Origin of the sequence: Actinomadura xylanilytica, assembly GCF_030283145.1 — a bacterium.
In the GTDB taxonomy this organism is placed as follows: Bacteria; Actinomycetota; Actinomycetes; order Streptosporangiales; family Streptosporangiaceae; genus Spirillospora; species Spirillospora xylanilytica.
This window is the reverse complement of the sequence record NZ_JASNWE010000002.1, coordinates 502,773-527,635: the sequence shown is the minus strand read 5'-3', so window position 1 is coordinate 527,635 and position 24,863 is coordinate 502,773. Positions and strand designations below refer to the sequence as shown.

Annotated in this window: 23 protein-coding genes and 1 pseudogene; 10 read left to right on the top strand and 14 right to left on the bottom strand. The window is 70.9% G+C overall.

Annotation, left to right across the window (positions count from 1 at the left end; all coding sequences use genetic code 11):
* Position 1: 1 nt before the first annotated feature.
* The 3 genes from QP090_RS13515 to QP090_RS13505 all read right to left on the bottom strand — a co-directional run bounded on the left by QP090_RS13515 (position 2) and on the right by QP090_RS13505 (position 2,597).
* Positions 2-217 (bottom strand): hypothetical protein, encoded by a 216-nt coding sequence (locus tag QP090_RS13515; protein ID WP_285939133.1) that lies wholly within the window; start codon positions 215-217, stop codon positions 2-4.
* A 249-nt stretch (positions 218-466) separates the two neighbouring features.
* Positions 467-2,128: a multicopper oxidase family protein gene (locus tag QP090_RS13510; RefSeq protein WP_285939132.1), complete on the bottom strand. Its 1,662-nt coding sequence runs from the start codon at positions 2,126-2,128 to the stop codon at positions 467-469.
* Entirely contained in the window at positions 2,121-2,597 is a 477-nt protein-coding gene (locus QP090_RS13505; RefSeq protein ID WP_285939131.1) for a hypothetical protein, read from the bottom strand. The genes QP090_RS13510 and QP090_RS13505 overlap by 8 nt, the downstream gene beginning before the upstream one ends.
* A 139-nt stretch (positions 2,598-2,736) precedes the next feature.
* Here QP090_RS13505 and QP090_RS13500 point away from each other — a divergent pair, with 139 nt between their 5' ends.
* A complete protein-coding gene (locus QP090_RS13500) occupies positions 2,737-3,636 on the top strand; it encodes a LysR substrate-binding domain-containing protein (protein ID WP_285939129.1) in 900 nt (299 codons plus the stop codon).
* Positions 3,637-3,721: 85 nt separating this feature from the next.
* On the opposite strand, the gene QP090_RS13495 is transcribed toward QP090_RS13500, so the two are convergent.
* Positions 3,722-3,907, bottom strand: a complete 186-nt coding sequence (locus QP090_RS13495) for a DUF397 domain-containing protein (protein WP_285939128.1) — start codon at positions 3,905-3,907, stop codon at positions 3,722-3,724.
* Positions 3,904-4,713, bottom strand: coding sequence for a helix-turn-helix domain-containing protein (locus QP090_RS13490; protein ID WP_285939127.1), 810 nt, complete (start codon positions 4,711-4,713; stop codon positions 3,904-3,906). The genes QP090_RS13495 and QP090_RS13490 overlap by 4 nt, the downstream gene beginning before the upstream one ends.
* Before the next feature lie 108 nt (positions 4,714-4,821).
* Here QP090_RS13490 and QP090_RS13485 point away from each other — a divergent pair, with 108 nt between their 5' ends.
* Positions 4,822-5,271 carry an ATP-binding protein gene (locus QP090_RS13485; RefSeq protein WP_349666496.1) on the top strand — a complete coding sequence of 150 codons (450 nt, stop codon included), beginning with the start codon at positions 4,822-4,824 and terminating at the stop codon, positions 5,269-5,271.
* Between the two features lie 105 nt (positions 5,272-5,376).
* Positions 5,377-6,645: a YncE family protein gene (locus QP090_RS13480; protein ID WP_285939125.1), complete on the top strand. Its 1,269-nt coding sequence runs from the start codon at positions 5,377-5,379 to the stop codon at positions 6,643-6,645.
* A gap of 54 nt (positions 6,646-6,699) precedes the next feature.
* On the opposite strand, the gene QP090_RS13475 is transcribed toward QP090_RS13480, so the two are convergent.
* From QP090_RS13475 to QP090_RS13455, 5 genes are all read right to left on the bottom strand, one after another.
* A complete protein-coding gene (locus tag QP090_RS13475) occupies positions 6,700-7,524 on the bottom strand; it encodes an acyl-CoA thioesterase (RefSeq protein WP_285939123.1) in 825 nt (274 codons plus the stop codon).
* Positions 7,525-7,642: 118 nt separating this feature from the next.
* Positions 7,643-8,854 carry a L,D-transpeptidase gene (locus QP090_RS13470; protein ID WP_285939121.1) on the bottom strand — a complete coding sequence of 404 codons (1,212 nt, stop codon included), beginning with the start codon at positions 8,852-8,854 and terminating at the stop codon, positions 7,643-7,645.
* 269 nt (positions 8,855-9,123) lie between these two features.
* A complete protein-coding gene (menC, locus tag QP090_RS13465) occupies positions 9,124-10,224 on the bottom strand; it encodes an o-succinylbenzoate synthase (protein WP_285939120.1) in 1,101 nt (366 codons plus the stop codon).
* Positions 10,221-11,006, bottom strand: coding sequence for a GNAT family N-acetyltransferase (locus QP090_RS13460; RefSeq protein WP_285939119.1), 786 nt, complete (start codon positions 11,004-11,006; stop codon positions 10,221-10,223). Before QP090_RS13460 ends, menC begins: the two co-directional genes overlap by 4 nt.
* The gene (locus tag QP090_RS13455; RefSeq protein WP_285939118.1) at positions 11,003-12,118 is read right to left on the bottom strand and encodes a M20 family metallopeptidase; all 1,116 of its coding nucleotides are present in this window, start codon (positions 12,116-12,118) and stop codon (positions 11,003-11,005) included. The genes QP090_RS13460 and QP090_RS13455 overlap by 4 nt, the downstream gene beginning before the upstream one ends.
* Before the next feature lie 211 nt (positions 12,119-12,329).
* On the opposite strand from QP090_RS13455, the gene QP090_RS13450 reads away from it, so the two are divergent.
* Entirely contained in the window at positions 12,330-13,196 is an 867-nt protein-coding gene (locus QP090_RS13450; protein WP_285939117.1) for a hypothetical protein, read from the top strand.
* A 20-nt stretch (positions 13,197-13,216) separates the two neighbouring features.
* Here the strand turns inward: QP090_RS13450 and QP090_RS13445 are convergent, their stop codons facing one another.
* Complete coding sequence (locus QP090_RS13445; protein WP_285939115.1) at positions 13,217-15,268, bottom strand: TerD family protein; 2,052 nt, start codon at positions 15,266-15,268, stop codon at positions 13,217-13,219.
* A 230-nt stretch (positions 15,269-15,498) separates the two neighbouring features.
* On the opposite strand from QP090_RS13445, the gene QP090_RS13440 reads away from it, so the two are divergent.
* Positions 15,499-18,843: a DUF4132 domain-containing protein gene (locus QP090_RS13440; RefSeq protein ID WP_285939114.1), complete on the top strand. Its 3,345-nt coding sequence runs from the start codon at positions 15,499-15,501 to the stop codon at positions 18,841-18,843.
* Between the two features lie 12 nt (positions 18,844-18,855).
* Here QP090_RS13440 and QP090_RS13435 read toward each other — a convergent pair whose 3' ends face one another.
* The 3 genes from QP090_RS13435 to QP090_RS13425 all read right to left on the bottom strand — a co-directional run bounded on the left by QP090_RS13435 (position 18,856) and on the right by QP090_RS13425 (position 20,451).
* Positions 18,856-19,470: a DUF2238 domain-containing protein gene (locus QP090_RS13435; protein ID WP_285939113.1), complete on the bottom strand. Its 615-nt coding sequence runs from the start codon at positions 19,468-19,470 to the stop codon at positions 18,856-18,858.
* A gap of 117 nt (positions 19,471-19,587) precedes the next feature.
* Positions 19,588-19,953 (bottom strand): peptidase inhibitor family I36 protein, encoded by a 366-nt coding sequence (locus QP090_RS13430; RefSeq protein ID WP_285939111.1) that lies wholly within the window; start codon positions 19,951-19,953, stop codon positions 19,588-19,590.
* Between the two features lie 165 nt (positions 19,954-20,118).
* On the bottom strand, positions 20,119-20,451 hold the full coding sequence (locus QP090_RS13425; RefSeq protein ID WP_285939110.1) for a cupin domain-containing protein: 333 nt from the start codon (positions 20,449-20,451) through the stop codon (positions 20,119-20,121).
* A gap of 70 nt (positions 20,452-20,521) precedes the next feature.
* Between QP090_RS13425 and QP090_RS13420 the strand changes: the two genes are divergently transcribed.
* The 5 genes and pseudogenes from QP090_RS13420 to QP090_RS13400 all read left to right on the top strand — a co-directional run bounded on the left by QP090_RS13420 (position 20,522) and on the right by QP090_RS13400 (position 24,822).
* Positions 20,522-21,472 carry a helix-turn-helix domain-containing protein gene (locus QP090_RS13420; protein ID WP_285939109.1) on the top strand — a complete coding sequence of 317 codons (951 nt, stop codon included), beginning with the start codon at positions 20,522-20,524 and terminating at the stop codon, positions 21,470-21,472.
* 52 nt (positions 21,473-21,524) lie between these two features.
* Positions 21,525-21,974, top strand: a complete 450-nt coding sequence (locus QP090_RS13415) for a hypothetical protein (protein WP_285939108.1) — start codon at positions 21,525-21,527, stop codon at positions 21,972-21,974.
* 128 nt (positions 21,975-22,102) lie between these two features.
* Positions 22,103-22,252, top strand: a pseudogene (locus tag QP090_RS13410) (FAD-dependent oxidoreductase); the annotation flags it as partial.
* Between the two features lie 456 nt (positions 22,253-22,708).
* Positions 22,709-23,257 (top strand): YciI family protein, encoded by a 549-nt coding sequence (locus tag QP090_RS13405; protein WP_285939106.1) that lies wholly within the window; start codon positions 22,709-22,711, stop codon positions 23,255-23,257.
* 77 nt (positions 23,258-23,334) lie between these two features.
* Positions 23,335-24,822, top strand: coding sequence for an SMI1/KNR4 family protein (locus QP090_RS13400; RefSeq protein ID WP_285939104.1), 1,488 nt, complete (start codon positions 23,335-23,337; stop codon positions 24,820-24,822).
* The last annotated feature ends 41 nt before the right edge of the window (positions 24,823-24,863 follow it).

The window sequence follows — 24,863 nt, the reverse complement described above, 5'->3', positions numbered from 1 at the left end:
GTCAGCGCCTGGTGCGGGAGAGCGCGAAACCGGCGATGACCATCCCCGCACCGGGCAGCAAGAATATGAGGGACTTCTGCCGGGCCGCCGCCTGCTCTGTCGGGCACTGGTAGTAGTCATCCGGGGCCCATCCGCTGCCGCAGTCATGCTGGATGCCCGAACCGTTGTTGTGGTCGATCGGCGTGCAGCCGAGGACCACTCCGACGAGGCACACCATCACGCCGATGATCTGAAGGGCCCGGAACAGGCCCTTGTTGCCGCTCGGTCCGCCCCCCGGGCCGCCCGGGAGGCCGACGGCGGGGGGTTGGACGTCGGGAACCTGGATGATCTCGTCGACGCCCCCCAGAAGTCGGTGATCCGGCCGTCGGCGAAGCGGGCGATGAAGCTCTCGTTGATCTTGTCTCCGGCGGCGATCAGATCCTCGACGCCACGTGGATGCCGGGAGGGTTGTTCCCGGACGGGAGCGTCAGACGACCTCAAGGTTGGCCATCATTCCCATGTCCTCGTGTTCGGCGTTGTGGCAGTGGAAGAGGTAGCGACCGCGGTAGCCGTCGAAACGGGTGATGATCTCCGCCGATTCGCCGGGCCGCAGTGAGACGGTGTCTTTGAGGCCCGCGTCGTGGGGCAGCGGTGGCCGGCCGCCGCGCGAGAGCACCCGGAAGCCGACCAGATGCAGGTGGACGGGATGGTGCACGTCGGCCACCAGCCGCCACACCTCGACATCGCCGAGAGGGACGGTGACGTCGGTGCGGGCGGGGTCGAACGGCCTCCCGTCGATCAGCCATCCGTGACCGCCGTGCATCCGCCCGGCGCGGAAGGAGAGCTCCCGCACCCTGGCGGCGTCCGACCGCCGCCAGGCCGGCAGGTCCCTGGAGAGGACGCGCGGGACGCGGCTCTCGTCGGTGGCCTCGCGTGCGACGCGGAAGGCCATCACGTCGCGGGTGCGCCCTGAGCCCAGCCGGTTGACGACCCTGACGCGGCCGCCGACCGGGACGCCTGCGAAGTCGATGACCACGTCGTAGCGTTCGGCGGGCGCGATCGGCAGGAGCCGGTGGGCGACCGGCGCGGCGAGCAGTCCCTGGTCGGCGCCGACCTGGACGAGGTCGAGCCGGCGCCCGTTGTCGGTGACCGCTTCGAGTTCGTAGTGCCGGGCGTTCGAGGCGTTCAGGACGCGCAGCCGGTACCGGGCCGCGTCCACCTCGTGCACGGGCCACGGGGCGCCGTTGACCAGGATCACGTCACCGAGGACTCCGGCGAGATAGGTGTCGCGGACGCCCGGACGCCCTCGCAGGGTGGGGTCGAGGGCGGGATAGTCCAGGGCTCCGGCGGCGGTGAACACACGGTCCGCGATCATGAGGGGCAGTTCGCGCCGTCCCGCGGGCAGGCCGAGCGAGTCCTCGGCCTCGTCGCGCACGATGTGCATCCCGGCGAGCCCCCGCCAGATCGCGGGGGCGGTGAAGTCCATCCGGTGGTCGTGGTACCAGAGCAGCGCCGGCCGCTGGTCCAGCGGGAACGTGTAGTCCCGCGTCAGCCTGGTCACCACCGCCCGCGGATCGCGCATGCCCTGCATACCGCTCGCGCCGTGCCCGCTCATGCCGTGCCCGCTCATGCCGTGCCCGGCCCGGCCGGTGCGGGCGGGGTCCGGCCACCCCTCGGGCAGGACGAGGTCGGTCGGGTACCCGTCGGCGCTTGCCGGGGTGTGTCCGCCGTGCAGGTGCACGACGGTCGGCACGGGCAGCTCGTTGTGGTGCCTCACGGTGACCGGTCTGCCCCGGCGCGACTCGATCGTGGGCCCCGGGAAGGTGCCACCGTACGTCCACATCGGCGTCCTGACACCGGGCAGGATCTCCACGGCCGCCTCGCGCTGGGTGATCTCGTAGCGGTCGATACCGCCCGAGGTGCTGATCGGCGCCAGCACGGAGGGAAGCGGCAGCGGCACCTGGAACGCCGGTGGCAGCGGCGCTGCGCTGCGCAGTTCGTCACCGGTGAACGGCGGGTGGCGGGCCAGCGCCGCCGCGGTCGACAGCCCGGTGGCCGCCGTCAGCCCGAGCGCCCCGCCGATGCCCAGCACCTTGCGCCTGGTCGCTCCCCGAGCGCGACCGGGTCGGTCGTCGTCCCGCTCACTCATCGTCATCCCCCTGCTGCTCCGTCACGGTCTGCGCGCGCTCGCGCGGGGGGCGCGACCGGAGTGGACGGCGCCACACGGCGATGAACACCACGACGAGCGCGACGATGGTGATCACGCCGAGCGGCAGGTGCAGCCACAGCGCGCCTTCCATCCCGGCGAAGTACTGCACCGTCTCGGCTGCGACCACGGCCGACGTGGCGAGGAACGGCCAGACCTGACGCAGCCGGACCCAGACCACGATCGCCGCGATCAGCTGCAGGTAGCCGACGGAGGTGGTGATGTTGGCGCCGGCCAGGTGCCAGCGCAGGCCGTCGTAGTCGCCGCTCAGGAACACGCCGGCGAACACCGGCTGGCCGAAGATCGCGACCAGGTGCGCGCTGACGACCGCCCGCAGTACCCGCCCGGCGAGCCTCGTCCGATGCGAGGAGACCGGTGCGGCCGGGCGGAACCTGTCGACTGTGGTGGCCATGGGCGTCCTCCTCACTCTTCTCGATTCGGGATCGCCCACGACACTATGATCACTGAGTTATCTTGTCTAAGATCAATATCGCTATGCGGTTATGCACCTAAGGACATGACTCCGGTCCCGCCCCAACGAGAAGAGGGCCATGGATCTGAACACGCTCAGGCAGTTCCTGGTGGTGGCGCGGCTGGAACACCTCAGCCGCGCGGCGGACGAGCTTCACGTCGCCCAGCCGTCATTGAGCCGCACCATCGGCCGGTTGGAGAACGAACTCGGCACCCCGCTGTTCGACCGGTCCGGCCGGCTCCGGCTGAACGACACGGGCAAGCTCTTCCGCGGCTACGTCGAACGCTCCCTCGGCGAACTCGACGCGGGACGGCGAGCCGTCGCCGAGGTCACCAGCGAGGGCGTGGGCACCGTGAGACTGGCGTCGGAGACGTTCCTCACGCTCACCGGGCCGCTGGCGGCCTACAAGCGGGCCCACTCCACCATCGAGGTCGAACTCCACTGGACGCCGGCCGAGGACATGGCCCGCCGCCTGCGGGCCCAGGACGTGGACCTGTGCGTCGCCTCGCAGCCGGTCCACGCCGAGGGCCTGGAGTCGGTCGAGTTGTTCGACGAGGCGGTGTGGGTGGTCACGCCGCTCGATCATCCGCTGGCCGGCCGTACCTCGGTGACCATCGACGAGATCGCCGATCAGCCCTTCGTCACCGCGGGCAAGGGGCACTGGCAACGCCGCCTCCTCGACCGGCTCTTCGCCGCCAGGGGCCTCACCCCGAAGATCGTCTGTGAGGGCGACGAGCCCAGCGCCATCGCCGACCTGATCAGCGCGGGCCTCGGCATCGGACTCGTCCCCGCCATCGCGCGGCGCACCGCCACCCGCGCCCCTGGGGCCTGGATCGCCGTCGACGACCCCGGCTGCCGCCGCACCCTCACCCTGTTCTGGGCCGCCGACAGCCACCTGTCGATCGCCGCCCGGCTGATGCGCACCACGATCACCGGCTGGAACTGGGCCACCGGCGAACCACCCGAAGGACGCGGATAACCGTCAGACCCCGGGCCGGTGTCTCCGAACCGGGCTCCCGCCGGCGTGCGTGAGCCTCGGCGCACGGCCGGGGCTCATCGGTGTTTCAGCGGTCGAGCTCGCCGCGCTTCATGCGGGCCAGGAGCTCGCTGAACGTGTCGGGGGTAAGAGTGAGGTGCCCGGCGTCGGGGGCCTTGCTGTCGCGGAGGGCGATGGCATTCGGTAGGCCGGCCAGTTCCACGCAGGCCCCTCCGGTCTCGTCGCTGCGGCTGGACTTTCGCCAAGTGGTCATCTCATCAGTCCTTGCATGTGCTCGAGCAGTTTCCGTGACTGGTCCTCCGGGAGCGCTGAGGCCCCAATCCGCTCGTAGCTTACGCTCAACTCACGTATATCGGGCAGTCGCTCGACCAGTCTGCCCATGCGTCCCGATTCCAGGTATGCGACCTCTCTGTTGCGTGTTGTGATGAAGAACAGTGATCCACTCACGCCGGGCCAGCCAGCCGAGACGGGCAGCACTCGCAGGCTTACGTGATCAAGTTCTGATACCCGCAGCAGGTGGTCGAGTTGGCCGCGCATTACCTCGATGCCACCGACCTGCCACCACAGCACGGGCTGCGCGAGCACCACCCATAGGCGGGGTGGGTCGGGGGCATACAGCCGCTGCTGTCGGTCCATGCGCTCTCTGACCGCATCGTCAATGTCGTCCACGACCCCGCCTCTTTTGAACAACGCGCGGGCGTAGTCCTCGGTCTGGAACAGGCCGAACACGACATCAGAGCTGTAGTTCTTGATCGACAGAGCTGAGTGTTCGTACTTCAAGAAGGCGCCGACGCGCGGACGGTCCAGGCCGTCCTTCGCGTGTTCGGCCAGGTTCGTCAGTAGGTCGGCGGTGTCCCACGCCTCGTCGAGCGGGGCGAGGTTTGCTTGGGCCGGACGGCGGCGACCCGCCTCCCAGTTTGAAACATGTGATCGAGATGCCTTCGCCACGTCGCCGACCTGCTGACAGGTCCAGCCGTGCTTCAGTCGGAGATTGCGCAGTTGAACGGCTACGAGGTCCCACAGCGACGAGCGCGGATCGAGCGAGTCATGGCTTTCCATCGGCCACCTGTCCAAGATCCTTTGTTTTCAGTGATATCGAAAGCATGGCCAAGGTAGCCCGAGATTCGCACCCTTGTCTCGAGAATAAGAGGATGAAGGGTGGAGGGAATGGGAGTCAAATCCGCCAATTCTGGCGAAATGGAAATGACCTGTCTTGCCGCTCGTACGGCGTCCGGGCGGGTTCGGAGCCTGATCGAATATCGGCTGGCGGAATGGGGTCTCTCGGGGCTCTTGGACGATCTCCGGCTGGTCGCCGGGGAATTGGTCGCCAATGCCGTCCAGTGTGCGCCGGACGGGGAGATCCGGGTCAGGCTCGCGCGGGAGTCCGCGTCGGTGCTGCTCTGCGTCTGGGACTCCTCTGACGCCATGCCGGTGGCCGGGCCCGTCGTCGAGCTGTGCCTGGACGACATCGCACCCGACCCCGAGGCGCTCGATCCCGGGCACGACGACGGCACGGGCGGGTGGGGGCTTCCGATCGTCCAGGCGCTCTCGTCCGAGTGCGGGGTGCGGCCGACGCCTCCGCAAGGCAAGTGGGTGTGGGCGCGGGTCGGGTCGTGAAGGCGATTGGGCCTTGTGGGGACGGGCCGTCCTCATTACTCTCCAGTAGCTAAACCCGAAGAACTTTCGGGTTATCGGCACGGCTCGACGGAAGGCAGCGCGGCGATGGCATCGTCCAGGACCAGGCGGACGCGACGGACGTTCGGGTTGCGGGCCCTCGGCGGCGGCGCCGCGGCGTGCGCGATGGCCGTCGCCGGCGCCGGAGCGGCGGGTGCGGATCCCGCCCTGCGCGAGGTCATGTTCGTCGGCAACAACTGGGAGGGCACCGCCGACGTCATCGAGTCCCGCGGCGACCTCGCCAGGATCGGCCGTCTCAACGTCATCCCGGACAAGGACGAGCGCCTCAAGGAGATCTACGCGAACCCGGTCAAGCTCGTCTACTACCTCGGCGTCCGGGAGACCGCCGGCGAGGGGCACGACCAGTACGTCGACGACATGTACTCCACACCCGACGGGTCGGCCGTGGTCGCCTCCCGGCCGAGTTTCGCCGACGTGGTCTCGATCGACGTGACCACCGGGAAGATCAACTGGCGGTTCCCCGTCTCGGGCTTCCGCGCCGACCACATGGCAGTCTCGCCGGACGGCGCCCGGGTCGCGGTGTCGGCCTCGACGTCCAACACCGTCCACGTCCTCGACATCGCGACCGGCGCGCAGGCCGGGTCGTTCAAGACCGGCGACAAGCCGCACGAGAACGTGTTCACCGGCGGCGGCAAGTACCTCTGGAACATGTCGATCGGCGAGGTCAACAACCAGTTCGACGCCCCGTGGATGGACTTCGGGAAGGGCGACCGCCGCATCACCGTCGTCGACACGGCCACGTTCAAGCAGGTCAAGGTCATCGATATGCGCCAGCGGCTGGACGCGTTCGGGCAGCGGGGCCTCTCGGACTCCGTCCGGCCGGTCGCGTTCACGCCGGACGAGTCCACGCTGTACTTCCAGGTCTCGTTCTTCAACGGGTTCCTGGAGTACGACGTCGGCACCGACAAGATCACCCGGATGAAGACGCTGCCGAAGAACCCCAAGACCAGCGACGACCGCACCACCTGGGTAAACGACTCCCGGCACCACGGCCTGTCGATGAGCCCGAAGGGCGACAAGCTGTGCATCGCCGGGACGATGGACGACTACGCGACCGTCGTCGACCGCGCGTCCCTCAAGGAGGCGCCGCTGGTGCCCGCCGTCAAGCCGTACTGGGCGACCGTCAGCGGTGACGGCAAGTCGTGCGTCATCTCCGAGAGCGGTGCCGACCAGGTCACCGCGATCGACTTCGCGACGGGGAAGAAGGTCGCGTCGGTGGCGGTCGGCGACCACCCGCAGCGCGTCCGGCTGGGCCACGTTCCGGCGCGCTGGACCACCCCTGCGCAGGTGCCGTAACGGAGCGGGCGGCCGGGCGTCACTCGCCGGGCTCCGCGCCGGGGGTGTGGCCCGTCAGGCATCCGCCGGGCGCAGCAGGACCTCCTGCGCCACCGAGGCGACGAGCGCGCCGTCGAGTGTGTGCAGGTGGCCGCGGGCCAGGCCGCGGGCGCCGTGGTTGATGACCGGGTCGACGGAGTACAGCAGCCACGCGTCGACCCGGGCGGGCCGGTGGAACCACACGGTGTGGTCGAGGCTGACCGCGGTGCCCAGCGTGATCCGCGAATCGGGCGCGATCGCGCTGCTCACCACGGCCATGTCGGTGAGATAGGCGATGAGCGAGGCGTGCAGCGCCGGGTCGTCGCCGACCGGCTCGGACAGCCGGATCCAGAACGGGTGCCGCACCGGGAACGCGGTGGGCTCGGACGGGTTCACCAGCCGGATGTCGAAGCCGCCGGGATACCGGAAGAAGGACGGCAGCGCCGACCGCTCCAGCCGGTCCGGCGGCGGCACGTCCGGCCGCGTCCCCGACTGCCAGGCGTGGCCGGGCTCGGGGTCGTGGAACGAGGCGATCAGCTCGAAGATCGGCTTGCCGCCCTGGGCGGCGGTGACGTGCCGGGTGGAGAACGTGCGGCCGTCCCGGGACCGGGCCACGTCCAGCCGGACCGGCTCCTCCGGACGTCCCGGCCGGATGAAGTAGGCGTGCATCGAGTGCGGCGGCCGTCCCGGATCGACCGTGCGGCACGCGGCTCGGAGGGCCTGCCCGGCGACCTGTCCGCCGAACGCGCGCATCTGGACCGTGTCGCCGGGACGGGCCGGTGCAACGGGGACGATGAAGACGTCGTCGTCCAGCGCGGTCAGATCGAGCAGCGCCGCCACGTCCGCTGCGGTCCCGGTCATGCGCGTCCTCCCGAATCCGATTCTGGCCCCGATCCTCTCAACCGCGCCGTCCGCCCGGAAGACCGGGTCGGACGGCGCGGGCGGACGGCACGGGCGGCGGGGTGCGCGCGGGGGTGCGTCAGGCGTTCAGCGAGGCGGTGGTGACGGGCTTGCCGAGGACGCCGCCCTTGGTCCACTTCTCGAACGGCATCTGCCAGTAGCCCCAGCCGTTGGTCCATTCGAGGCTGCGCTTGGTGCCGGTGATGGTCACCATGTCGCCGCGGTAGGCCCAGCCGAAGAACCACTGGGCGTCGCCGGCGGGGGAGCGGACGCAGCCGTGGCTGCAGTTGCGGTCGCCGAGGCAGGTCGGGTCGTCCATGTTCTGGTGGATGTACTCGCCGCTGTTGGAGATGCGGGTGGCCCAGGGGACCTGCTCGTCGTACCAGCCGGCGTCGCCCTTCTTCTTGCCGGGCGGGCGCATCCGCTCCATCCTGCTGCGGTCCATGGTCAGGTGCACGCCGCTGGTGGTGAGCAGGTGGTCGACGCCGTCGGCCTGCCGGTCGCCGCCCTGGCCGAGGCTGACGCCCCAGTTGCGGACGGTCCGGCCGTTCTTCTTGACGACCAGCCGGTCGGTCTTGGCGTTGACGGTGATGGTGTGCGAGTCGCCGATGCGGAACTTGCGGGTGACGTCCTTGGCGCCGAACACGCTGTCGCCGATCTTCAGGCCGGCGTAGTGCACGGTCAGCGAGACCTGCTGGCGGGCTTTCCACGGATTCCGCGGCCGGAACACCGCCGACGGGAGCCCGTTGAACGACTCGCCCGCGCTGAGCCAGCGCCAGGCGCCCTCGGTGGGGGTGGTGGAGGAGATCTCGATGGCGCGCTCGACGCCCGGCCGCGCCTTGGCCGGGACCTCCTTGCTGAACTGCACGAAGACCGGCATCCCGGTGCCGACCGTCTCACCCTCGCTCGGCACCACGTTGGTGATCTTCGTGGCGGCGGTCTTCCGGACGGTCTGGAACGCGCTGGTGGCCGTCGTGCTCTTGCCCTTGGGGGACGCCGCCGTCGCCGACACCTGGTACTTCGCACCCGGGACGAGCGTCCAGGTGGACTGCCACCTGCTCTTGTCGGGGGAGAGCCGTCCGGGCACCTCGGCGCCCTTCATCTTCACCGACACCTGGCCGAGCGTGCCCCCCGCCGCCGTCACCGTCACGCCCGCGTCGGGGCGCGCGTCGCCGCTGCCGTCCGCCGGGCTGATGGTCAGCTTGGGGGAGCCGTCATCGCCGCCTTTGGTGGTCGCGCCCCCGCCGCCGTCGTCGCTGCAAGCCGCCGTCAATCCCAGGACCAGTGCCATGACCAAGGCCGTACGTCGCACCGTTCTCCCTCACCTGTCCGCCGAGCGCCACACGCGTCGGCTTAAAAGAACGCAAACGGGGCGATCTTGTTCCCGGCCGCTCCGGCGGATATTCCCCACACGCCCGGCAGCGGCCCAGGCAGAACCCGGCGTCCGATCCATGTGACGTCTGGGGGCCCTGAAAGGTTCGCGGTTGAGAGGTACGAAGTTGAATGAATTTTTGCCGCGCGCCGAAGCCCAGGTCAGAACCGGGCCGGGGCGGCAGGGACCTACAGCGGGATCCATTCGGTGGACGTGGTGAACTCGTCCAGCCGCGCCGCGACCGGCTCCACCCCGATGCCCGGACCGGACGGCACGTCGAGATGGCCGTCGTCCAGGACGAACGGCTCGGTGACGTCCTCGGCGTAGTAGCGCCGCGACGCGGAGGTGTCGCCCGGCAGGGTGAACCCGGGCAGCGCCGCGAGCGCCACGTTGGGCGCGCGGCCGATCCCGGTCTCCAGCATCCCGCCGCACCACACCGGCACGCCGTGCGCCCGGCACAGGTCGTGGATCCGGCGCGCCTCCAGGTAGCCGCCGACCCGGCCCGGCTTGATGTTGACGATCGACGCGGCGCCCAGCGAGATCGCGGCGGCGGCGTGCGCGGCGGACTCGATCGACTCGTCCAGGCAGACCGGCGTGCGGAGCAGCCGGGCGAGCCGCGCGTGCTGCACCAGGTCGTCCTCCGCCAGCGGCTGCTCGATCAGCAGCAGGTCGAAGTCGTCCAGCCGGGCCAGCAGCCGCGCGTCGGACAGCGTGAACGCGGCGTTCGCGTCGACCTGGAGCAGCACCCCGTCGCCGAACCGCTCGCGGACGGCGCGGACCGGCTCCACCTCCCAGCCCGGCTCGATCTTCAGCTTGATCCGGACGTAGCCCTCGCCGAGATAGCCCGCGACCGCGTCCAGCAGCTCGGGGATCGAGTCCATGATCCCGACCGACACCCCGCACGGCACCCGGTCGCGGGACGCGCCGAGGAACCGGGCGAGCGGCTCGCCGGCCGCGCGGAGCTGCGCGTCCAAGGCGGCGGTGCTGAGCGCGGCCTTGGCCATCCGGTGCCCCTTGAACGGTTCGAGCGCCCGCTCCACCGCGTGCGCGTCCGCGTCCCTCGGTAGCGCCGGGATCAGGAACCGGTGCAGCACGTCCGCCGCGCCGTCGGCGTACTCCGCGGAGTAGAGCGGCTCGTCCATCGCGACGCACTCGCCCCAGCCCTCGGCGTCCGGCGTCACCACCCGGATCAGCAGCACGTCGCGGGCGGTCTCGGTGCCGAACGAGGTGCGGAACGGCGCCACCAGCGGCAGCGTGATCCGGCGCAGCTCGATCCCGGTGATCCTCACGTGGTCCCCTCGGCGCGTTCGACGACGTAGCTGGTCCTGCGGTGGAACCCGGTGACCCGCGCGCCGTCGTCCAGCAGGCCGCCCAGCACGTCCCGGACGGCCGTCCGCCACGCCCGCGCGGCCTCCGGGGCGGACCGGCGCAGCCCCTCGATGTCCTCCGGCACGGCGACCAGCAGGGTGGACGCGTCCGTCCCGCCGCGCACCGGCCACCCGTCCTTCTCGCCCAGCGCGGTCACGGCGTCGTCCGGCACCGGCACCGGGACGTGCTCGCCCCGCGTGGCGGCCACCACCCGCGGGTCCGGCAGCGGCCAGACCGCCAGCACCCGGTCGGTCTCGTCGCCCGCGTTGATCGAGTCCTCGATCGTCCCGTAGAACGAGGGCAGGTACTCGCCGGGACGGGCGCCCAGCTTCACCAGGTTGAAGTAGGCGTTCCGCCGGACCAGCGGATCGTAGGTCCAGGTGATCCGGCTCAGCCCCCGCGCCAGCGCCCACTCCCGCTGATGCAGCTTGAGCGCCAGCCCGACGCCGCGCCCGCCGACCGCCCCGGTGATGTGCGAATGCAGCGCGACGCCCGGCGGATCGGCCAGGAACGCCACCGAGAGGCCGACCATGCGGCCGTCCCCGCTGAACGCCCCGGCGACGTAGTTGCCGGCGTGCGCCAGGGCGCGCAGCATCTCGACCTGGATCGGCTCCGCCCCGGGCTCGGGACGCCAGATGTCGCCGATCAGCCGGTGGAGCGCCTCCAGCTCGTCCAGTTCACGCAGCTCACGGACCTCGGTCATCGCAGCACCCCCTCCACCAGCCCGGCGAGCAGCCGGGCGCGTCCGGGCATCTCGGCGGTGACCACATGCTCGTCGTCGGCGTGCGCGCCGCCGCCCACCGCGCCGAGCCCGTCCAGCGTGGGGCAGCCGACGCCGGCGGTGAAGTTCCCGTCCGACGCCCCGCCCACGGCGACGCCGCGCGGCGGCTCCATCCCGAGGCCGGACGCGACGCGCCGCGCCAGCCCGTACAGCCCGGCGGACGACGCGGTCTCCAGCGGCGGCCGGTTGACCCCGCCGAGGACCTCCAGCCGCGCCCCCGGCGTCCGGGGGACGAGCCCGTGCATCAGCCCGTCCACCCGCTCCTGCGCCGCGCGGCTCGGCGCCCGCACGTCCACGTACATCGTCGCCATCGCCGGCACGGTGTTGCTCGTGGTGCCGGCCGTGAGCAGCGTCGGCGTCACGGTCGTCCCGTCCAGGCCCGCCGGCGCCGCCCCGGACGCCGCGGTCGTCAGGTCGCGGAGCGCGAGGATCTGCTCGGCCGCCTCGACCGCCGCGTTGACCCCCTTCTCCGGTTCCAGACCGGAATGCGCGGCCTTCCCATGCACCCGCACCTCGTACCAGGACACGCCCTTGCGGCCGGTCTTGAGCGCCCCGCCGTCCCCGGCCCCCTCCAGCACGAACGCGGCGGACAGGCCGCGCGCCGACTCCTCGACCAGCTTCTGCGAGGTCACCGACCCGACCTCCTCGTCACCGGTGACGAGGACGCACACCCCGTCCAGCCCCGGCAGGGACGCCAGCCCATGGAAGAGCTGCACCAGCCCGGCCTTCATGTCGAACACCCCGGGACCGCGCGCGATCCCGTCCACCAACGACCACGGATGCGTCTTCAGCGACCCCGGCGGCCACACCGTGTCGTGATGCCCCACCAGCAGGACCCGCGGTGTCCCGAACGTCCACCGCAGATGGGTCACGCCGTCCAGCAGGATCGTCTCGGGGGCCGCGCCCAGCAGCCGGGTGCCCTGGCGCGCGAGGACCCCGGCGCTGCGCGCCACCCCGGCGTGATCGGCCGAGAACGACTCGCAGGTCACGAGCTCTTCCAGATCGGCCAGCAGCGCGGGGAGATCGACGGACACAGATGAACCTTCCCATGACGTGCAACAGCGACACCACGGACAGAACGCCGCTCCACGTTTCCTTCCCAGCACCGGCCCCGCCATCGGCGTTTTGCGCAAATCAGACCGCACGCCGGTGTTGGGGATGAGACCCGCCTCCTCGCGCATGGCGGCGGCGCCCGACTACGTCTAGCGTTTCCAGTGAAACGCTGCGTAATGAACGGAGGTCGTGGTGAGCGCCATCGGAGACACCCCGTCAGAGCTCGACCGTCTGCTCGCCAAGGCCGGGTCGGACGGCCTGACCGGACCGGAGCACTACCGGGTGGCCGAGGCCCTCCTCAACCACCCCGCGAGCGGGGACGGCCTGGCCGCCGCCCAGGTCCACGCCACCCTCGCCGTCGCCTACGACTCCGTCCACCGTCCCGCCCACGCCCCGCCCAGCGAGGCGTTCCGCGACTTCGTCGCGCGGATCCAGCACGAGTGCAACGCGATCACCGGCATGTGGGAGCAGCTCGGCGACGCCGAGACGGCCGTCCGCGACGAGGCCGGGGAGCTCAGGCATTCCGACGCCGCCGTCCGCGCCCTCGTCGCCGACCGGACCGGCCGTCCCGTCCCCGACACCATGAGGACCCCGGACGCGGTCCGGATGCTCATCACCCGCCTCGACGCCCAGCGACCCCAGGAAGTCCCGGCCCCCACCCCCAAGGCCCTCCCCGCCCCATCGCCCAGCCCATCCGCGCCGGCGAGCCCGCCCGCGACTCCCAGCAGGCCCACGACCGCAAGCCCGTCCGTGGCCGCCCCACGCCCGTCCGTGGCCGCCCCACGCCTGCCCGCCCCCGGGATGCGCCCGCCCGCGGGCGCGACGCGTCCACCACGCCCGGCGGGCAAGTCCGCGGCGGCCGTCACCTGCCAGTCGTGCGGGGGACGCAAGAAGGAGGGCCACTACCTCTGCCGCGTCTGCTGGTTCATGCTCCCCGAACCGACCCGCACCCGCCTCGCCCGCCGCGACGCCCTCGCCTACCGGCGCCTCGCCGAACTCCACGACCAGCTCCGCCGCACCGTCCCCCTGACCGAGATCACCGTCCGAGAACCCATCTGACCCACCCCGCGCGGCAACGCTCAACTGCCGGACGAGCGCTCCGGTGCGGACGCCGCCTCAGGCTTGAGCATCTGGAGGACCTCGTGGAAGCGACTCATGGCCGCGTCCACGCTGCGGACGAAACCGGTCTCTTCGGTGCCTCGCTTGGTTCCCATGCCGGTCGGCAGGGTCAGCCGGAACGAAATGATCTCCGCCTTGCCGTCGGGGACGAGGAGTCCGGGTTCGGCCTTGAGGTTCTTGAGGAGATCGCAGGGGCCGGTGTCGCTTCCTGGCGAGAGAGCCTCGACGCGCAGCTCTGGCGGAGCCTCAGCCAACTGCCTGAGCAGCCACTGCACGCGGGTGAGGGCCCGCGCTCGCACGGCGGAGGGCACCTCGACAGACGTTTCGATCTGCCCCGTGCGCAGATCGGCCTCGATGAGCACGGGACCGGGGGCGCTCGGGAGCCGGATCTCGGCGCTCATCCGGCCGGACTCCACGAGTGTGCTGACGGTCTGCAACCGGCGGACCGCCGAGTCACCGTCCCGCTTCCTGCGCAGGACTGGGGCGACAGTGGACCCGGTCTGCCCGCTGAGGTGCAGGCAGAGCTGCCGGACGAGCTTCTCCCAGCTCTCGGCCACCTGCATCGCGCGTTTGTCGCCCAGCCGGAGGGTGCCGGCGGTGATGGCGTTGCGCACCGGCACCCATCCGGGGCCCATGTCCTGGAATCCGTGGCAGCCGGCGTTGGCCTGGCCGAGGTAGTCGAGCAACTCCTTCAGTAGCCATGCGTGGGCCGGGTTAGCGACGCCGTGGTGGTGGCAGAGCATGTGGGCCTCATGAGCGACCTCGGCCCACGAGAGGTGGCGGAGGCCGACCTTGCGCAGGCGTCGCCGGTCGACGCTCAGCGGATGCTCGCCGTCGATGCCCAGCTCGTTGGACAGGGTGATGACGGTCTCGTAGCCGTGTTTGGCCGCGACCTCCAGGTACGACTCGACCTGCTCCTTCTTGAGCGGGTTGCCGCCGGTCTTGGTCTCGACGAGCGCGGTCCAGATGCGGCCCGCGCGGGCCACCCTGATGACGCCGTCCGGGCGAACCTTGGCGTCGCCGTGCTTGAAGGTGGTCTCCGCGAAGGTCTGGACGGTGCCCGCGGGGGCGTTGAACCGTCCGGTGACCCGCCTGCCGAACTCGGGTACCTCCACCATGACCGCCAGGAGCGTGGACGTCGCGCGGGCCTCGCGTTCCTGGTCGTTGCGGAGCCCGGTGACCGAGAACAACCGGGCGGCCTGCCACGAGGGATCGTCGGCGAGGTCGACGCTCGCAGTGCGCGGCAGCGTGATCTTCTTCTTCGCGGTGCGGACCCGCTCGGGCCGACGGCGGCCTTCGGACCGGCCGGCAGGTTCCTCGTCCCCGGTACCTCCGGTTCCGCCCTCGGCCTTGGCGCCGACCTTGGCCTTGACCTCACCGTCGCTCTCGCCCGAGGCCTCCTTCGGGCCGGTCGGCGGGTCGTTCTGCCCCAGGGCCCCGTCCGCCAGGGCCTCATCCTCCGCGGGAACGTCGTCGCTCTCATCGACGATGATCCCGAAATCGGTCGCGAGCCCGGCCAAGCCCGATTCGTATCCCTGACCGACCGCCCGGAACCTCCAGCCGTCGTCCCGCCGGTACAGCTCGCCGAAGATGAACGCGGTCTCCACGCTCGCGTCGGTGATGTCGAACGCGAGCAGAGCCTCGCCGGCACTATCGGACAGGGCCAGCCGGAGGTCGTTGAGCGCGCCGAACGTCGCACCGCCGTGACGGCTGGCCGCCACGACGACGCGGTGGACGTCGGATGCGAGCGTCCCGAGGTCCATCAGGATCCGGTCCTCGGTCCCGCTGCCGGTCGGCGTCTTGCCGAGGAGCCGCACCGACTCGTCCACGGTGGCCGGCTGGTTGTAGAAGACGAGGTCGGCGTCGCTGCGCACCTTGCCGGAGGCGTTGAGCAGCAGTACCGAGACATCGGCTTCGCCCGTGCCCGACGGATCGGTGTAGCCGAGGCTGACGACGACCGGCCCCGAGGCATCGGTCAGCCCTGCCAGGTCGACATTGGCACCTTTGATCATTTCTCGCACAGGGCGCTCTCCAGATGTGCATGCCGACCGAAGATCGGAAGTGTTGACGCGCGGCGAGTGACGCCATCTCTCATGTACACAGATCGGCGCCGCCGCTGTGCGCCGTTGACCAGACGCGGCCATGGGGTAAACCGACACGATCTCTGAGGTCACGCCGGTCTCCCCGCGCGCTGATGGGGGGCACGGGATTCTGTCGGTGGGGGTGTCTAGGTTCGGGTGGCATGAGCGTGCAGTCACGACCCGAGCCGAGTCCCCTCCTGCCGGACGAGGACACCCTGGTGATCCCGGACGCGTGGTTCGGGCGGATCCATCCGCGGCGGGGCGACGGGCGGGTGCCGGTGCCCGCGATCGAGGTCGACGACGCCGCCGTCCGGGCGGTCCGGGGGCTGGTCGAGGGGGCGCTTCCCGCGATCGAGGAGGTGCTCGCGTCGTCCGATACCGCTCCGGAACTGGGCGCGCGGGTGCGGGCCCATCTGGACGGCGCGGACGACCCGGTGGGCGCGGCGGCGGTCGCTTACATCATCGTCGACCGGGGCCGGGTCCGCGGCGCCGTCAGCGCGGGGTTCGCCGATCACTGGATCTCGGCGCACGGGCTGGCCTTCGCGGCGCGCGCGTTCGCCGAACTCGGCGGGATGTACTTCAGCGAGGGCGGGCTCCGCTGGGACGGCGGGGCCGACGGCTCGTACGTCATCGGCTCCTACTGGTGGTCCGATGAGACGGTCACCCGCCGGTTCCGCACCTTCATGGCCGCCGCGTCCGACCGCGACCATCAGGAGGCCGTCGACGGCCTGGCCGCGCACCGGGGCACCCCGCTGCGCCGGCTGCTGGCCGGATACCTGGTGCCGACGCGGCTCGACTGGGTCGACGAGTGCTGCGCCGACACCACGTACTGGCGGGTCGAGGTCCTGCAACGGATGCTGCTCCGGTCCCTCGGCTCCCCAGGCCAGGCCCGCCTGGTCGGCCGCTCGGCGCACGTTCCCGAGGACGGCGCCCAGGACACCGCCGCCACGTTGGTCGCCGGAGTCGGACCGGACGCGCTGGGGATCCTCGTCCGATCCTTCATCTGGCCCGATGAACCGGAACACCGGGCGTCGCTCGACGCGATCGCCCAACTGCCCACCGACGAGGCGTTCCAGACCCTGGTCGACCAGATCGGCGACAAGGCCGCCCGGCCCGCGCTGCTCGCCGCTATGGCGCGCTTCCCCGTGCGGGCGGCGCGGCTGCTGGCTCCGATCGCGGCCGGTACGTCCACGACCTCGCTCGGCGTCGCCGAGCTGATCCGCGGACGGCTGCGGTCCGAGCCCGGGCTCGGCGCGGCTGTGCTGTCCGCTCTCCCGGCAGAGACCCGCAAGATCGTCGAGCCGCTGGCGGTCACGTCAGCGCGGTACGCGGAGGCGCCCGCGCACGAGCTGCCCCGGCTGCTGACCGAGCCGCCGTGGACGCGCGCGCGGGCGAAGCGCGCACCGGTCGTCATCGACGGTCTCCGCCCGCCCGCCGAACAGCTGATCGCCTGGGCGCCGGGCGAACGCGAGGGGAGGCTGCGTTTGGCCCAAGGGCTCGTGTGGACCGTCTCGGGGAAAACCCCGGAGGAGTGGGCCAAGCTGATCGCCGACTATGCGGACGGATGCGGCAACCCCTACCTGGAGAAGCACATCTTCGTCTCCGGGCCCGAGGACGCGGCCCGCCCGCTGGTCGCCGACTGGCACCCCAGGGAGACGACGTATGCCGCGATGGTGATGCCGGCCGTCACTGCCCGGTTCGAGGTCGACGCGCTGCCGTTCGCGCTGCGCGCCGCCATGTCCGCCCCGGCGCACCGTGCCGACCTGCTGCTGCCGTACCGCGACGCCGCGGTCGCCGCGCTCATGGCCGACTGGTTCGCCCGGCTCAGCGGCGCGCGGGAAAGCGCGCGGCGCTGGTTCCAGCGGCACGGCCTGGACGCGGTGCCGCTGCTGGTCCCGGCGGCGCTCGGCAAGGCGGGCGGGGAACGCCGCAACGCCGAGGGCGCACTGCGGCTGCTCGCCGCCGATCAGGGCGACGAGGCGGTCTGCGCGGCGGCGGGCGTCTACGGTGACGAGGCGGCACAGGCCGTGCGGACGATGCTGGCGATGGATCCGCTGGAGATCGTCCCCGCCCGCATCCCGAAACCCCCCGAGTGGGCCGACCTGGACGCTCTCCCGCAGATCCTGCTGCGCGGACGCGAGAGCGCCCTGCCCGCGTCCGCGGTCGGGCACCTGCTGACCATGCTGGCGATGTCGAAACCGGGGGAGGAGTACGCGGGGCTCGACGTGGTCCGCGACCTGTGCGATCCGGCGTCCCTCGCCGAGTTCTCCTGGGCGCTGTACCTGAGGTGGGAGGGGCGGGGCGCACCGTCCAAGGACGGCTGGGCGTTCTCCCAGCTCGGCGTCCTCGGCGACGACGGGACGGTGCGGCGCCTTTCCCCGGTGATCCGCGCCCTGCCCGGCGAGGGCGGGCACGTCAAGGCCGTGCGGGGGCTGGACGTGCTCGCCGCCATCGGCACCGACGTCGCGCTGACGCACCTGTACGGCATCGCGCAGAAGCTCAAGTACAAGGGCCTCAAGACCAAGGCGCAAGAGAAGATCTCCGCCCTCGCCGCCGCGCGCGGCCTGAGCGAGGAGCAGCTCGCCGACCGGGCCGTGCCCGATTTCGGACTCGACGCCGAGGGCGGCATGGCCTTTGACTACGGCCCGCGCCGCTTCCAGGTCGGTTTCGACGAGCAGCTCGTACCGCACGTGGTCACCGAGGACGGCAAGCGCCGCAAGAGCCTGCCCAAGCCCGCCGCCACCGACGACCCCGCGCTGGCGCCCACCGCCCACGCGGCGTTCGCCGGGCTGAAGAAGGACGTCAAGACCGTCGCGGTGGAGCAGATCCGGCGGCTGGAGGCGGCCATGACGGCCGGGCGGCGCTGGACGGCCGACGAGTTCACCGGCCTGTTCGTCGCCCACCCGCTGCTGTGGCACATCGTCCGCCGGCTGGTGTGGCTGGCCGAGCACGACGGCCGCGCCACCGCGTTCCGCATCGCCGAAGACCGGACGTTCGCCGACGCGGACGACGACGCGTTCTCCCTCCCCGAGGGGGCCCGGATCGGCGTCGCGCATCCGGTGCATCTGGGCGAGGCGCTCGGCGCGTGGTCCGAACTGTTCTCCGATTACGAGATCCTCCAGCCGTTCCCGCAGCTCGGCCGCACCGTGCACGCGCTCACCGAGAAGGAAGGCGCGAGCGCGCGCCTGGAACGGTTCGACGGGCTCACCATCCCGTACGGCAAGGCGAAGGGCATCTCGCAGTCCCGCTGGCATTCGGACCAGGACGGAGCGTGGATCGCGCGCGCCGACCCCGCCGGGCGGCACGTCGTGGCGAGGCTCAGTCCCGGAATCCGCTACTCCTACTACGAAGGCATCAGCGAAGAGCAGACCATCGAGGCGGTCTGGATCGCGTCCCACCCCACCCGCGAGCCCGACCCGCACGAGCCCCTGCGCTTCGACGACCTCGACCCGGTCACCGCCTCGGAGGTGATCGCCGACCTCGGCAGCCTGACCGGATCCCCGTAGCCCCGGCGGGGGTCAGCGGGCATTCGCAGCCGCGCTCAACACCCCTTCGTCGCTCGCCCGGATCCGCCGCCGGGCGAGCACCGCGGTAGCGAGTCCCGCTGCGGTGGCGCCGAGCAGGCCGAGCATGAGATCGCCGATGGTGTCGCGGTAGATCGTGACCGACTCAGGGGTGTTGAGGATGAAGATGCAGTATTCGGAGAACTCCCACAGGATCGCGGTGATGGCGCCGATCCCCGCGCAGGACAGGGCCAGCGCCCAAGGCGGCAGCGGGCTCCAGCGCTGAAGAGCGAGCCCGGCGGCAGCACTGAGCAGCGCCCAGTTCCCGAAATGGCAGGCGTCGTCGAACCAACCGACGCCGTCGTACAGGTCGGCGGCGTTCCCCGCGACGTCGACGAAGAAGGGAGCGGTCAACAGCAGGTCGATGTCCCAAGGAAAAGCACCCCGACGCCCCCGCAGCGCCCAGATCGACACGACCAGCATGACGGCCACCGGATAGGCGACCGCACGGACGCCCATCGCCTTGTCGGCGAAACGGTCCCAATGCGGAAAGATCAGGGCGAGCGCCAGAAGAGCGGCCAGAGCCGCCTTGAGGAAGAGCGCGAAGGGGCGCCAGCGCGAGGTCTCCATGTGAACAGGATGACCGGCCGCAGGCCAAGACCACATCAGCGAACGTACTCAAGCCGGCCTGAGTGCCCCCGCTCCACCCGGGCGGCGCGCCCCGAGGCGGCGCCCGCCGCTCGTCGCTCAGGGGCACTCCCCGCCCCACGTCACGCTCTTGAGGGTGCTCCCACTGATGTTCGCCTTGTGTCCGGGCCCCGGGTTGAAGTGGAGGCACCGCGTCATGTTGCTGCCGGACCCCGGCGCGTAGGTCACGTATGCATGGTCGGCACCCGGATACTGCACGCCATTGTTGAAGACGGACCCGACCTGCTTGATGGACCCACTCCACTTACCGTCCACCTTCAGTAGGAGACTCCCCTTCTGGTCGCTCTTGGAGTAGGCGCAGAAGTATCCCTGAGGGCAGCCGGACGGGTTGCTGTCGGCAGATGCGGTCGGCGCGATGACTCCCGTGCCGACGAATACGGCCGCAGCCGCCAGAGCCCCGACCATCTGCGGAGACGAAAACTTGAATCGCGACATTAGATTATTCCCTCCCGGTTCCTGAAAGGAATCTAGCAAGTCGCCTTATCGATGTGTTATCGCCGCCACTCGCAGGTCGGACGCGCTCGCCCAGGACGGTGCGTGTCCATGAAGAAATCCGCGCTGCCGTGGGATCTAGCCTTCCGGATAGAAGAGGAACAGCGTGCAGCCCGTCGTCGTCTGCGGGACGTGCGAGGAACCCGCGGGGGCGTGGATGAAAGAGCCGGCCGGGTAGTCCCGGTCGCCGTCGTTGAAGACGCCGGAGACCACGAAGACCTCCTCGGGACCCGGTTCGTGGACGTCGACCCCCTGCCAGCAGGTGTTCGCGTCCATCTCCAGCACAGATGCCTTCGCGCCATGGTCCCCGTTCCACAGCGGGCGCAGCCGGATGCCTGGGAAGAGTTCGCGGATCGGGGCATCCTGGACGGCGGACCACGTACAGGCAGGCGTCCTCTGTTCTGTCGTCATGGGACCAGCCTGGCGGCCCACCGCCGTCCCGCCGAGTGTCAGGAATGACAGTCCACGGTACTTTCCTGCCATGCATCGAGTGATGGCGCTCGTCCGCCCACCGCAGTCGACCTTCGAACTCGCCTGCGCCGCCCAGGTGTTCGGGATCGAGCGGCCGGGACTTCCGACGCGGTACGCCTTCAGCGTGTGCGCGGAGCGCCCTGGCCCGGTCGCGACGCACGCCGGGTACGACATGCTCGTGACCGACGGGCTGGACGCACTCGACCGGGCGGACACGGTGATCGTTCCGGGCTGGCTGCCCACCAAGGAGCCCCCTTCATCCGCGGTCGTCCGGGCACTGCGCCGCGCGCACTCCCGCGGAGCGCGGGTGGTCAGCATCTGCTCCGGCGCCTTCGCGCTGGCGCACGCCGGTCTGCTGGACGGACGGCACGCGACCACCCACTGGGCGCTGGTGGACGAGTTCGCCGTGCGCTTCCCGCAGATCCGGGTCGACCCGGATGTGCTGTACGCCGACCACGGTGACGTGGCCACCAGTGCCGGTGCCGGGGCCGGCATCGACCTGTGCATGCACCTGGTCCGCAGCGACCAGGGCGCCCGGCACGCCGCACATATCGCCCGGACCATGGTCATGCCGCCCTACCGCGAGGGCGGGCAGTTGCAGTACTCGGCGCCGCCGCACCCCGCGCAGATCGACGGCACGCTCGCGCCGCTGCTGGAGTGGATCACCGGGCGACTCGGCGAACCCGTGACCATCGAGAGCATGGCCGCGCACGAGGGCGTCTCGACGCGCACCCTCGCCCGGCGGTTCGCCGATCAGCTCGGCACCAGCCCGGGGAAGTGGCTGCTCGCCCGGCGGATCGCCACGGCCCGGGACCTGCTGGAGTCGTCCGACCTGCCCTTGGACGCCATCGCCCGCCGCGTCGGCCTGTCCTCGGCCACCAATCTCCGCAGGCGCTTCCTCGGCGCCCTGGGAACCACGCCGGGCGCCTACCGCCGGGCGTTCCGGGCCAAGCCGCGATGACGGGAACCGGAATGCGTGGAATGCTCGGCGGGGATCGTGAATAATCCCGCTCATGATCATCGAGTACTATATTGCCAAGGACGACGCCGAAGCGGCCTGTGTGGAGCCTGGCATGGGCGGGCCGGAACGCCAGGGCTTCGACACCCTGTCCGCCAAGTCCATCGATCCGTGCGTGGCGCTCGGAACTCTGGAGTCCATTCTCACCGGCCGTTCATTCGACGAGATCCTCGCCGATCCGCGCCAATGCGGCTCCCTGGACGACTCGGAAGAGATGGGCGTTGTGGAGGCGTCCGCCGTCACCGTCACCGACACGCTCCGCGACGCGCTGGCCTCGGCGAACGTCCCACGCCTCCAGGACGTGGCCAAGGTGTGGGCCGACACCGATGAATTGTCGGGGGTGGTCACTCCAGAAGTATTGGGCGACTTCCTGAAGATGTTCTCCGATTTTGCTCATGGTGCCGTCGAAAAAGGCGAGCGGCTCTACTGCTGGTGGACTCTCTGATCACGCCGGCGACCGTCCCATCGCCCACAGATCACCGGCCGCGATCAGCACCTGCCATCTCGTCGTGAACCCGGAGAGGCCGGCCGGCGTGGTGTCACAGGGCGGGCCTGTGCTGCGTCCTTGACGGTATGAACCCCACCGTCACTGTGATCGGCGGCGGCCTGGCCGGTCTGACCGCCGCCATCACCAGCGCCGAACAGGGCGCCGATGTGGTTCTGTACGAAGCCCACCGGACGCTCGGCGGCCGGGCCCGCTCCACCGCCGCCCCCTACTCGGCCCCGCCCTGTTCGAGGCCGACCCCGGACGGCTCTCGGCCACCTTCGCCGCGACGTCCCTCGACGCCGCCCGCCCCCTCCTGGCCGATGAGACACTGCGCTGGGAGTCCGGCCGCTGCGTCCTCCTGGACGTCGCGCTCCGCCGCTCCCGCAAAGACCGATGCGTCACCTTCGCCGAGGTCGACCTGCTGGGTGAGTATCGGACGTTCCCGCAGCTGACGGCGGCCTGGACATTGCGATCTGTGCGGCCAGCGCAGCCGAGTACGAACTCCAGCGCGGGAGCGCCGTGGAACAGGGACGCGTTCGCGCCGGTGCTGACCCCGCCGGCAACCGCCTCGGTCAGTAGGGGCCGCGCAGCGGCGAGGTCGCCGCGCCGATGTGCAGCAGCGCCACACCGAGCGCGCCCTCCGCCAGAGCTTGCGGCTGGGGCGGGTTCATCGGCTCGACCATACTGTGGTCATGGAGTTCTTCTGCTACCACCGTGACCGGCCAGGTTCTGTGACGCTACGCGAGGAGCTGGTGGAAGAGCACTGGTCCTACATGGACGGCTTCGAGAAGGAGCTGATCGCCCGCGGCCCGACGCTCGCCGGCGATGGCGACACGCCCACCGGCAGCGTGCACATCGTTGACCTGTCCGATCCCGCCGCCGCCCGCGCGTTCGCCTTCGACGAGCCCGGCTACCAGGCCGGCACGTACCGGGACGTGCTGCTGCGCCGGTGGCGCAACATGCTGGGGCGCACCATGTGGGACTTCCCCGGTGGCCGGACGGGCGGCAACAGGTTCCTGGTCCTCGGCCTCGGCCCGGAGCAGGGGGCCGATCTCGCCGTCCCGTCCGACCAGGACGAGCTGATCGCCTTCGGGCCGCTGCTGTCCGACGACGGCACCACGTGGCTGGGCACGGCGGTGCTGGTCAAGGCACCGGATGCGGACACGGCGCGCGCCGTCCTGGCCCCGCACCGGTACGCCGACATCGAGGTCCACACGTGGGAGTTCGGCGGCCGCCGGTAACGCCGTCGACTGAGACGGACGGACGAATGTGGTGAATCCGTGCCCCAGATGTCGGTGGCGGCTGTTAAGACCCCTGGATGACGCGTCGACGAGATATCACCCATGCCCAGCTTCTCGAGCACCTGGCTCGTAAGGTCGCCGAGGCCGCACCGGAGGGATGGCGGCGCGGACGGGTGCGGGCATCGGGGAGCGGAACCGGCTCGGCCGTTCACGCCGCCTGGTACGACCGGCCCAACGGCAGCACCACCGGGATGGACGTGGACATCGTCGGTGACCCGAACTGGACGTTCTACTTCGGCGAAGTGGCGCCGGGCCGGCTCGACCTCGACCTGGTCGTCGAGCCGTCCGGCCGGTTCGAGGCCTTCACCAGCCCGGCGGCCGAGCGCCCCGTCTCGGGCCCCGATCGGCTGCTGCTGGTGCTCGAGCCCGGCAATCTCCCGGCCGAACCGGGCGATGAGCAGGAAGGGCCCGCCGACCCGACGTTCGCGGGTGATCCGGACGAGGCCGTCCGGCTGTTCCGCGAGTACCTCCGCCTTCGCGCCGGGATCCTCGGGCGAGAGCACGACCTTCATCCACCGCTCGACGCGGCCGTCCGGGCACGGCTCCCGCGGGAGAACGGCGCCGCGCTGCCGTCCGATCTGATGGCCCTCTACGGCGAGGCCGACGGCGAGAGCGACGAAGGCATGCTCTTGGGGAACCAGACCTGGTTCGCGCTGGAGCACACGCTCGACCGGTCCCGCGTCTGGTCTCCCACACTGACGTGGACGGGCGATCCCTGGTGGCGCGTCGCCGACTCTGTTCCGCGGGGAGCGGTGCGGCAGTCGGTGCACCGCGACGGGTGGGTCCGGTTCGCCACCAACACCGGCGGAGACTTCCTTGCCGTGGACCTGGACCCTGGCCCGTCCGGACGTCCCGGTCAGGTCGTCCACATCAGCAAGGGCTACGGGGCTGTGTACGTCGCCGACTCCGTCACCACGCTGCTGCGACGCCACGTCGAGGCGCTTGAGCGCGGCGACTACACCCTCCGCACCCACGATCCCGACCTCGAAGCCCTCGAAGATCTCGACCCGGAGGACATCGACCTCGACGTCCTGAACCGGTACCTGGACGAAGAAGACCTCGAACGCGAGGATCTCGACCTCTACCTGCACATCGACATCGGGCTGCCGCGTGAGGGCGGCGCACCCGGGAGGGACGCGATGCGGCACGTGACGCTGACCGGCGATGCCCACGACCTCGCGGCCCTGTGCGACACCTCTGTCGAGGCCCTCCGGCTCGTTTCGGACCACCCCGTCGACCTGGACGTCCTGCGCACCCTTCCCCGGCTCCAAGGGCTCGACCTCTCCCGTGCCGACGTCCGCGGCATCGAGACGCTCGCCGAGCTGAACGGGGTGCTCTACCTCTGTCTCCGGTACGAGCAGTGGCAGGATCTGTGGCAAGGCGCCAAGGAGCCCTCATTCGCGGCTATCGCCCTAGGCGGCGACCCCTCACCGCACGAGGCGCACGCCTGGGTACTCCGGTTCGGCGCCGCCGCCGAGCATCACGTCGGCGACCTGAACCCCTGACCTGGGCTCCGGAAGGACTCGCGGTCTCCCTGTATCGTTCC

Bases quoted from the DNA above. Each gene is read 5' to 3' on its own strand.
- QP090_RS13460 (WP_285939119.1), bottom strand. From the start codon at position 11,006: ATGACCGAGGTCCGTGAGCTGCGTGAACTGGACGAGCTGGAGGCGCTC.
- QP090_RS13485 (WP_349666496.1), top strand. From the start codon at position 4,822: ATGGGAGTCAAATCCGCCAATTCTGGCGAAATGGAAATGACCTGTCTT.
- QP090_RS13500 (WP_285939129.1), top strand. From the start codon at position 2,737: ATGGATCTGAACACGCTCAGGCAGTTCCTGGTGGTGGCGCGGCTGGAA.
- QP090_RS13400 (WP_285939104.1), top strand. From the start codon at position 23,335: ATGACGCGTCGACGAGATATCACCCATGCCCAGCTTCTCGAGCACCTG.
- QP090_RS13510 (WP_285939132.1), bottom strand. From the start codon at position 2,128: ATGAGTGAGCGGGACGACGACCGACCCGGTCGCGCTCGGGGAGCGACC.
- QP090_RS13405 (WP_285939106.1), top strand. From the start codon at position 22,709: ATGGAGTTCTTCTGCTACCACCGTGACCGGCCAGGTTCTGTGACGCTA.
- QP090_RS13490 (WP_285939127.1), bottom strand. From the start codon at position 4,713: ATGGAAAGCCATGACTCGCTCGATCCGCGCTCGTCGCTGTGGGACCTC.
- QP090_RS13420 (WP_285939109.1), top strand. From the start codon at position 20,522: ATGCATCGAGTGATGGCGCTCGTCCGCCCACCGCAGTCGACCTTCGAA.
- QP090_RS13440 (WP_285939114.1), top strand. From the start codon at position 15,499: ATGAGCGTGCAGTCACGACCCGAGCCGAGTCCCCTCCTGCCGGACGAG.
- QP090_RS13445 (WP_285939115.1), bottom strand. From the start codon at position 15,268: ATGATCAAAGGTGCCAATGTCGACCTGGCAGGGCTGACCGATGCCTCG.
- QP090_RS13435 (WP_285939113.1), bottom strand. From the start codon at position 19,470: ATGGAGACCTCGCGCTGGCGCCCCTTCGCGCTCTTCCTCAAGGCGGCT.
- QP090_RS13505 (WP_285939131.1), bottom strand. From the start codon at position 2,597: ATGGCCACCACAGTCGACAGGTTCCGCCCGGCCGCACCGGTCTCCTCG.
- QP090_RS13515 (WP_285939133.1), bottom strand. From the start codon at position 217: ATGGTGTGCCTCGTCGGAGTGGTCCTCGGCTGCACGCCGATCGACCAC.
- QP090_RS13425 (WP_285939110.1), bottom strand. From the start codon at position 20,451: ATGACGACAGAACAGAGGACGCCTGCCTGTACGTGGTCCGCCGTCCAG.
- QP090_RS13470 (WP_285939121.1), bottom strand. From the start codon at position 8,854: ATGGCACTGGTCCTGGGATTGACGGCGGCTTGCAGCGACGACGGCGGC.
- QP090_RS13495 (WP_285939128.1), bottom strand. From the start codon at position 3,907: ATGACCACTTGGCGAAAGTCCAGCCGCAGCGACGAGACCGGAGGGGCC.
- QP090_RS13415 (WP_285939108.1), top strand. From the start codon at position 21,525: ATGATCATCGAGTACTATATTGCCAAGGACGACGCCGAAGCGGCCTGT.
- QP090_RS13430 (WP_285939111.1), bottom strand. From the start codon at position 19,953: ATGGTCGGGGCTCTGGCGGCTGCGGCCGTATTCGTCGGCACGGGAGTC.
- QP090_RS13475 (WP_285939123.1), bottom strand. From the start codon at position 7,524: ATGACCGGGACCGCAGCGGACGTGGCGGCGCTGCTCGATCTGACCGCG.
- QP090_RS13480 (WP_285939125.1), top strand. From the start codon at position 5,377: ATGGCATCGTCCAGGACCAGGCGGACGCGACGGACGTTCGGGTTGCGG.